The sequence below is a fragment of the Herminiimonas fonticola genome (assembly GCF_040395855.1).
GTDB lineage: Bacteria > Pseudomonadota > Gammaproteobacteria > Burkholderiales > Burkholderiaceae_D > Oxalicibacterium > Oxalicibacterium fonticola_A.
The window spans coordinates 1-8,782 of the sequence record NZ_JBEBPO010000092.1 but is presented as its reverse complement, the minus strand read 5'-3'; the positions used below and the strand labels follow the sequence as shown (position 1 = coordinate 8,782).

The window sequence follows — 8,782 nt, the reverse complement described above, 5'->3', positions numbered from 1 at the left end:
ACACCACTACGCTGCGTCAGTTCGGCGGCCACGCGTACGCCGAATTCCGGATGCGTGTTCAAGCCGGTACCGACCGCCGTGCCACCGACCGCCAGTTCATGCAACGGTGGCAGCAACACCACTATCCCGAGTTCGGCGTGATGCAACTGTGCGACATAACCGGAAAATTCCTGCCCCAGAGTCAACGGCGTCGCATCCTGCAAATGCGTACGCCCGATCTTGACGATATCGGCAAACTCTTCCGCCTTGTGCTGCAGCGTCACGCGCAAGGCATGTATCGCCGGCAGCAATTTCTGCGTGACGCTGAGACTGGCCGCCACATACATCGCGGTGGGGAAAATATCGTTGGATGATTGCCCGAGATTAACATCGTCATTCGGATGCACCAGACGTTTCTCGCCGCGTTCGCCGCCGAGCAATTCCGAAGCGCGATTGGCCAGCACCTCGTTCATGTTCATATTGGTTTGCGTGCCGGAACCGGTTTGCCACACCGCGAGCGGAAATTCATGCGGATGCCGGCCAGCGATCACTTCCTCTGCCGCACTGACGATCGCGTCCGCCTTCTGCTTGTCCAGCTTGCCCAGATCCCGATTGACGATCGCTGCCGCACGCTTGACTTCGGCCAGCGCCACTATCAATTCCTGCGGCATGCGTTCGGTCGATATCCTGAAATGCTCAAGCGAGCGTTGCGTTTGTGCCCCCCACAAGCGTTCATCATTTACTGCGATCGGGCCGAAAGTATCGCGTTCTATTCTTGTTTTCATGATGGACTCCTGCTGGCTGAATGAATGAAGGATGCGGATTACGCTACTCATTTTCCCTGCGTTTTACATACGATATCAGACTGCGACGAACAGTACTCTTCATATGCAGAAAATTCAGGCTGAGTTTATTTTTCATTGCTTTGACATCTGGCAACCTCGCCAAGACAAGCATGGGCATGCACATATCTGTTTTGCATCCACACATTTTCCGCATGTGCATATACGCATTCCGGCTTATGCAAAAAACGATGATGGATGCACGAATAGATTCGTTCCTCTATTTGTATCCAGTCATTAAGCTACTTTCCTTCAATCAACAAGGATTGCGTGATGCAAGCGTCATTCAATACGCAGGCATCCACCATCCACATCCGGGAAATCTCATGGCATTCATATCCAATCTTCGTCGCCGCATCCTGATTGCGATGGCTCTGGCACCAATGATAACGATTGCGCCGGTCCACGCGCAAAAAGTCCCCGATACCGTACGTATCGGCTATCAAAAATCCTCAACCCTGATCACGGTACTGAAAACTCGCGGCACACTGGAACAGCGGCTGGGTGCATTGGGCGTCAAGGTCACATGGCATGAATTCGCCAGCGGCCTGCCACTGCTGGAAGCCTTGAATGTAGGCGCTATCGATGTCTCGGCCGACGTAGCCGATACGGTGCCGGTATTTGCCTTGGCAGCCGGTGCGCAACTGACTTACATTGCACAGGAAGCGCCTTCACCCAGCGCACAGGCGATTGTCGTGAAAGCAGATTCGCCTATCAAAACGCTGGCTGACTTGCGCGGCAAACGTATCGGCTTTGCCAAGGCAGCCGGCGCACATTATCTGTTGATTGCCGCGCTGGAAAAAGCCGGCCTGTCACTGAAAGATATCCAGCTCGCTTATCTGGCGCCAGCCGATGGCCGTGCTGCATTCGAGCGTGGCGCCATTGATGCATGGGTAATCTGGGATCCCTTCCTCGCAGCGGTAGAACGTCAATCGCAAGTACGCGTATTGAGTGATGGTCGCGGTCTGGCCGATTACCAACGCTATTACCTGGCATCGACACCATTTGCAAAAGCACGCCCGGATGTCGTCAAGGTCGTCGTTAACTCGCTGCTGGAAACCGGCAAATGGGTCAAGCAATCGCCACGCGATGCCGCCAATCTGCTGGCACCGGTCTGGGGCCTGGATGCCGCCACCATCGAGCAAGCCAATGCGCGCCGCAGCTATGACGTCCGCGCAGTCGTTCCTGAACGTCTGGCTGAACAGCAAAAAATCGCCGATGCATTCCTGGCAGAAGGTTTGTTGCCGAAGAAGGTCAACGCCACTGCAGTGCCGGTTTTTTAAAAACATTTTTGCTTTGCATTGGAATAATCGGCCATGGGTCAATTACTGAAACTCGACGAACTGCCACAGAGCGCGCCGACTTACACACCGGCACATTTGCTACAACGCAATATTGGCGCGCTGACAGCCGCAGTTGAAAAAACTGCGGCTGCATTGGCGTTGACGGCGGCCGAGCGCGATCGCAGCGGCGGCACTGCATGGGTCGAACGGCAGGTGCTGCGCGACAGCGGCTTGCTGAAACTGGCGGTGCCGGCAGCATTCGGCGGACCGGAAACGCCATGGCCGACCATCTATAAAATCATCCGCCGCTTTGCCGAAGTCGACAGTTCGCTCGCGCATCTGTTCGGCTTTCAGCATCTGCAGGTCGCCAGCGTCACGCTGTTCGGCAATCCGCAGCAAAAGCAGCTGTATCTCGGCAAAACCGTCAGCGAGAACTGGTTCTGGGGTAATGCGACCAATGGTCTGGATACCCGCACCACGCTCACCTGGCGCGAGGGTGAAAACGGCACCGACGGCTATTACGAACTCAACGGCATTAAATCGTTTTGCTCGGGCGCCACCGGTTCCGACATGCTCAATATCACGGCACCGCGTTCTGCCGATCCGGCCGATCGCGTCTTCATCACGATTCCGACGCAACGAGCCGGTGTCACGGTCATCGATGATTGGGACAATCTGGGACAACGTCAAACCGATAGCGGCTCCGTCACCTTCGACAAGGTGCGCGTGGAACCTAATGAAGTGCTCGGCCCGCCTGGAACATCCGGCACACCGCGCGCGACCCTGCGCACGCTGGTGTCGCAACTGATCCTGATTGAAATCTATATCGGCAACGCACAAGGTGCACTGTTGAATGCGTGGAAGTACACGCACGAACAAGGCCGTCCATGGTTTACCTCAGGCGTGGAACGCGCAATCGACGATCCATTCACCCAGCAGCACTACGGCGATTTATGGATCGCACTGCGCGGCGCAAGCGCACTCGCCGAAGCGGCAGCCACACAATTACAGCATGCATGGAAACGCGGCGATGAGCTGAGCGCCGAAGAACGCGGGCAACTTGCTGTTGCGATCTATGAGGCGAAAATCACTGCCGCCCGCACCGCACTCGATATCACGGCGAAAATTTTTGAAGTCATGGGCGCCCGCGCCACTGCCGCCAAATTCGGCTTCGATCGTTTCTGGCGCAACGTACGGGTACATACGCTGCACGATTCGCTGGATTACAAACTGAAGGATGTCGGGCTATGGGTACTGACGGGTGAAGTGCCGACGCCATCAATTTATTCCTGAATCGTGAGTTCGCACATAGGCTCTTGTGTCGCGGTCAGACGCTGTTCGTATATAAACGTCACGCCGCGACACAAGATTGGCATACCTTAAAATTCCTCCCACTCCCGATCGCTTGCCGCTGGCGTCACTGTAGTTAGCCGCCGTGGCGATGTACGCGATGGCGTGGAAATCGTCACGACCTTCTTCACTTGCGTCTTCAGCAGTTTTCTCGCTCCGGACGTCACACTGACACCTGGCGTCGCCAGCGCTTGCGCACCGTCGAGCTTGAACACGTCAACTGCGTGCATCAGCTTGCCAGCCTGCTCCTGCATCGATTCCGAAGCTGCCGCCGCTTCTTCCACCAGTGCCGCATTTTGCTGCGTTACCTGGTCCATCTGCGTAATGGCCTCGTTGATCTGTTCGATTCCGGAAGTTTGTTCGGCGCTGGCGGAAGATATCTCGCTAATGATGTCGGTCACTCGTCTGACGCTTTCGACTATCTCTTGCATCGTGGCGCCGGCTTCGTTGACCAATGCGGCGCCGGCGTCGACCTTGTTCACCGAATCGTCGATCAAGGTCTTGATTTCCTTGGCGGCAGCAGCCGAGCGTTGCGCCAGATTGCGTACTTCGGCGGCAACCACTGCGAAGCCACGCCCCTGTTCGCCGGCGCGCGCTGCTTCCACCGCCGCGTTCAAGGCCAGGATGTTGGTCTGGAACGCAATACCGTCGATCACCCCGATGATGTCGACGATTTTTCTCGAGGATTGGTTGATTGAACCCATGGTGTCGACCACCTGCGCTACCACCGCGCCACCCTTGCTGGCAACTTCCGAAGCCGAGACTGCCAGGCGGCTGGCCTGATGGGCGTTGTCCGCATTCTGCTTGACGGTCGAGGTCAGTTCTTCCATCGAGGACGCAGTTTCTTCCAGCGAGCTGGCCTGCTCTTCAGTGCGCGACGACAGGTCGTGGTTGCCGGCCGCGATCTGGCCGGAAGCGGTAGCAATGGTGTCAGTGCCGCTGCGCACTTGAGCCACGATGCCGGCAAGACTATCTCGCATGGTCTTCATCGCGAACAGCAGGCTGCTGTGGTCATTGGCCTGAATTTCGACCGCCACCGTCAGGTCACCTGCGGCGATTTTCCCGGCAATACCGGCCGCGTAATCCGGTTCACCTCCCAACTGCTTAATCAAGCCGCGCGTGATCAGAAAACCAATCAGCACCGAGAGCAGCAACGCCACTGCACCCAGTATCAGCATCAAATTGCGCGCGCTGTTGTAGGTCTCACTGGCGGCCTGACCGGCGGCTTCGGTTTGCTCGACCTGGAGTTTAACCATCTTGCTCAAGTTGGTTTGAAATGGGGCAAGAACCGGGCGCAATTCATGGTTCAGATAGGTTTTCGACTCTGCGAATTGTTCTGCATTGATCAGCTCGAGTAATTTTTCCTGTCCGCCAACATATTTTGCACGGCCGGCAACCAGCTCCTGCTGCAATTCTTTCGCCTTTGGCGACTCAACCAGATTCTGCAACTTGTCGAGATCTTCCTTGATAGTTTTTCGTGCTTTCAGGATGACATCGAGTTGCTTTTTCTGGTCGGCTTTATCATCGCTCAGCATCATGTTCCGCAGCGCTACGGCGATGACGCTGGTCTGGCTCTCGACGTCAGATGCCAACGCAATACGCGGCATGAATTTATCGGAGATAGCGAAAGTACCATCGTTGAGGACGGACAATTTGTTTAACCCAATGCCAATAGTCGCCAGTAATACAACGCAAACGCTACCAAAACCGAACGCCATGCGCGTACCGACTTTCATGCTCGAAAAATTCATATGTCTCCCGAAACGATTGGTTAGTAAAAGCTAAGGTAAAGAACTACCCGACAACAGCATTCAAGCAGCCAGTCTTTCGATCAAGCCGATCTCTGTGCCGGACATCAATCGCTCGATATCGATCAGGATTACCATGCGCTGCTCGTGCATGCCCAAACCGATCAGATAATCGGTATCGACAGTAGTACCCATGACCGGCGCCGGCTTGATCTGCTCCGACGTCAGGGTAATCACGTCCGAGACGCTATCGACCACCATGCCGACCACGTGTCCGTCGATATTCAGAATGATGACGACCGTGAGCTGATCGTAAGTTGGTGTACCCAGATTGAACTTGATGCGCATGTCGACGATCGGTACGATGCTGCCGCGCAGGTTGACCACCCCCTTGATGAAGTCGGGTGTATTCGCAATTCTCGTGACTGAATCGTAGCCGCGAATTTCCTGTACTTTCAGAATACTGACGCCATACTCTTCACTGCCGAGCGTAAATGCCAGGGCCTCAATCCCCTCCTGCGCCTGCTGATGGTTCACTCCCAACCTCCATTTTTAATACAAACTGCCGGCTGCGCATTGGCTGGATTCCATCGAGATGGAATCTCAGGCTTCATCGTGACTAGAAATAACCCGGCAACTTGCTTAATCACGAGATGCAAAATCAAGAGCCACGATGACATGGCCATCGTGGCTTCCGAAACCAACGGCAAAAGTGGCGAACCATGGCTAACCCTCTATCACCATCGTCTGCCATGACGATATTGGATACTCTTTTTGTTCAATACGTTTCTGAATATTTTCGGGCAGGCATTCGTCGTGTTTGCAAGTTGTTTTATTCATAGCGGAACCGGTATCTAGCAATGAAAGAGCAGCATGCAAATAGAAAGTACCGGCTGCTTTTATTTGGCCCACATCCGTTTCTTGCCATTCCTGTTCATCACTTTTAACAACCTCAATCGGATGCAATCGTTCGCGAGGGAAGCATCGAAATTTACTTGCAGAGATGCAGATGACAAAAAACCTCACCGGCAGAATTCATGGATATCAGTCAATTCAAGCAGCGCTCTCATAGACGATATTTTTCTTTTCCCATTGCTTGGTATACTGTCCAAGGGCGATGCGGCACGCCAGGATGCCTGTGGAGAATGTATGAACACAAAGTGGAAAATAATAGTTACGATATTTACAATCGCTGTAACAGCGATTTCTTTATATGTAAATCCGTAAAGAGAGCGGCTCTCTTGTCAATTGGGTGTACGGCACGTCATCTGATGCAGGTCTTGAAATACTTAACAAAACAGTACTTTCAGACGCCCACTTTCGATGGAAATTGATGACGTCATCTTTGCAAATCGGTCCGCTTGCGGTTCCCTATTTACTTGTCTTAATTGCTGCAACGGTTTTCTTCGGCAACGTCATTGCGAAGCGTGTAGACAAAGGTACTGAAAAGACCGTCGAGAATCATTTTTTCACGATCTTCATTGTTGCAGTATTGGCAGCTCGCATCGTATTTGTCATTCAGTACAGATCAGCCTATCTCCCCACTCCGCTAGATATTCTTGACATACGAGATGGTGGATGGAACGCGCAGGCGGGTGTTATAGCTGCATGGGTCTACGCGCTTCTGCTACTCAAGTGGAAACCTCACTTAAGAAAGCCGCTACTCCTCGTGATGCTCGGCTCCAGCCTGGTGTGGATTGGCGGGACTATCGCCCTGGCAGTGCTGACAAAGGATCACTCGCCTATTCCCGATTTGAAACTTCATTCAATAAATGGTGATGAGGTTTATCTGGCAAAGTTTGGCGACAAACCAACGGTCATCAATCTTTGGGCAAGCTGGTGCCCTCCTTGTCAAAGAGAAATGCCAGTGTTTGAGAAAGCACAGCAACAGAACCCTGACATTAATTTTGTGTTTGTTAACCAGGGCGAATCAAAGCTGCAGGTTGAGCAGTTTCTGACATCAAACCATCTGACGATGCGAAATGTACTCATGGACTCATCGGGTGCCGTCGGGAAGGAATTTGAAGTGAAAGGGATGCCTTCGACGTATTTCTTTGATGCGAACGGCAAGCTGGTGGACTCTCGTCTTGGAGAGGTGTCCCACGCAAGCTTGCTGGAAAAGCTGCAGAAAATAAATCCCCGGCTCAATCCTCCCAAGAAGAATCAATGATTTCCAATCGCATCATTGATTTTGTACCCAGGGCCATTAAGCCTTAACAGGCCGGACCGTTCAGAACGTTTCCGAATTGCTGGCACAGCAAGTAGCACGGCCCACTCAATCGTATGGAGGGACTGTCAGATCTCTGCTTGCAACATTCTTAAGCTAGATGGGTTGCTGTGCCTCTAGTAACCTTCGAAAAAATCATGAAAACCGAACTCGCATATAACAAACCAGACATCAATCCAGAGGCCGCAGCCAAGGCCGCAAAGCAGAAGCTGCCACTGTCTTCACTCCTTGCTTTAACCATGGCGAGCTTTATCGTCCTTCTCACGGAAGTGCTGCCAGCCGGACTTCTGCCGCAGATCGCGGCCAGCCTGAATAGCTCCGAGGCATTGATGGGGCAACTGATCACCGTCTACGCGCTCGGCTCGCTGCTGTCGGCGATTCCCCTTGCTGCCGCGACGCAGAGAATCGATCGTCGCACGCTTCTGTTGATCGCCATTGCCGGTTTCGGCGTCGTCAACACCATCACTGCGGTATCCGACAACCTGAGCGTCATCTTTGTGGCCCGATTCCTGGGTGGCGTTGCCGCCGGGCTGGTGTGGTCGATGATTGCCGGCTATGCAGCCCGCATGGTTCATGAAAGCCAGAAAGGCCGTGCGATTGCAATCGCCATGGCAGGCCCGCCGCTCGCCCTCACCATGGGTATTCCGATTGGGGCTTTCCTGGGCAGTGTCGTGGGCTGGCGTACTGCGTTTGGCCTGATCAGCGCACTCGCTCTATTGCTGATCTTCTGGGTCATGACGAAACTGCCTGCGTTTCCAACCAGCCGCGAAGAAAAGCGCCGGAACGTCGTTGACGTCTTTGTACTTCCCGGCATGCGACCGATCATGGCCGCCATGCTCCTGTACGTCCTCGCACACAGCATCCTTTACACCTATATTTCGCCTCTCCTGGCTTTGGCGGAACTGGTGCGACGCACGGATTTCATCCTGCTGGTCTTTGGCGGCACCTCGCTCGTCGGCTTGTTCCTGGTCGGCATTCTCGTGGACCGCTGGTTGCGTCAGCTGGCATTGGCCAGTACTGCGCTGTTCCTGTTCGCAAGTATCGTGTTTGCCTTGTTTCCTGCATCGCCCTCTGTCATCTACATCTCAGTAGGACTGTGGGGCCTCGCGTTCGGCGGAGTCGCAACCTTGTTCGTGACCGCAATAGCCAATGCGGCAGGCCCGGCGCAGGACGTTGCTCAATCCATTACAACCACGGTCTGGAACACCGCCATCGGCGCCGGCAGTCTCGCGGGAGGCATGCTTCTGGATCGCTTCGGCGCACACTCCTTCTCGTATGCCGCGACGGCAATCTTGCTTGCCGCGCTGCTGATAACCTGGCTTACCCGCAACAAGTTCTACTGGCGCGGCGCAA

General features: G+C 54.2%; 8 protein-coding genes. 4 read left to right on the top strand and 4 right to left on the bottom strand.

Annotated features, from left to right (window positions below; all coding sequences use genetic code 11):
- On the bottom strand, nucleotides 1–764 hold a 764-nt coding region (locus ABWP27_RS10730), incomplete at its 3' end, for a lyase family protein (protein ID WP_353156501.1).
- Between the two features lie 383 nt (nucleotides 765–1,147).
- Between ABWP27_RS10730 and ABWP27_RS10725 the strand changes: the two genes are divergently transcribed.
- Entirely contained in the window at nucleotides 1,148–2,104 is a 957-nt protein-coding gene (locus ABWP27_RS10725) for an aliphatic sulfonate ABC transporter substrate-binding protein (protein WP_502905335.1), read from the top strand.
- 33 nt (nucleotides 2,105–2,137) lie between these two features.
- Nucleotides 2,138–3,397 (top strand): acyl-CoA dehydrogenase family protein, encoded by a 1,260-nt coding sequence (locus ABWP27_RS10720; RefSeq protein ID WP_353156498.1) that lies wholly within the window; start codon nucleotides 2,138–2,140, stop codon nucleotides 3,395–3,397.
- Nucleotides 3,398–3,483: 86 nt separating this feature from the next.
- Here the strand turns inward: ABWP27_RS10720 and ABWP27_RS10715 are convergent, their stop codons facing one another.
- The 3 genes from ABWP27_RS10715 to ABWP27_RS10705 all read right to left on the bottom strand — a co-directional run bounded on the left by ABWP27_RS10715 (nucleotide 3,484) and on the right by ABWP27_RS10705 (nucleotide 6,228).
- Nucleotides 3,484–5,205 carry a methyl-accepting chemotaxis protein gene (locus ABWP27_RS10715; RefSeq protein WP_353156495.1) on the bottom strand — a complete coding sequence of 574 codons (1,722 nt, stop codon included), beginning with the start codon at nucleotides 5,203–5,205 and terminating at the stop codon, nucleotides 3,484–3,486.
- 60 nt (nucleotides 5,206–5,265) lie between these two features.
- A complete protein-coding gene (locus ABWP27_RS10710; protein WP_353156492.1) occupies nucleotides 5,266–5,739 on the bottom strand; it encodes a chemotaxis protein CheW in 474 nt (157 codons plus the stop codon).
- Between the two features lie 189 nt (nucleotides 5,740–5,928).
- Entirely contained in the window at nucleotides 5,929–6,228 is a 300-nt protein-coding gene (locus ABWP27_RS10705; protein ID WP_353156490.1) for a hypothetical protein, read from the bottom strand.
- 307 nt (nucleotides 6,229–6,535) lie between these two features.
- Here ABWP27_RS10705 and ABWP27_RS10700 point away from each other — a divergent pair, with 307 nt between their 5' ends.
- Nucleotides 6,536–7,372 (top strand): prolipoprotein diacylglyceryl transferase family protein, encoded by an 837-nt coding sequence (locus tag ABWP27_RS10700; RefSeq protein ID WP_353156487.1) that lies wholly within the window; start codon nucleotides 6,536–6,538, stop codon nucleotides 7,370–7,372.
- A gap of 296 nt (nucleotides 7,373–7,668) precedes the next feature.
- Nucleotides 7,669–8,782 (top strand): MFS transporter (locus tag ABWP27_RS10695; RefSeq protein ID WP_502905336.1); only part of this gene is annotated, 1,114 nt, incomplete at its 3' end.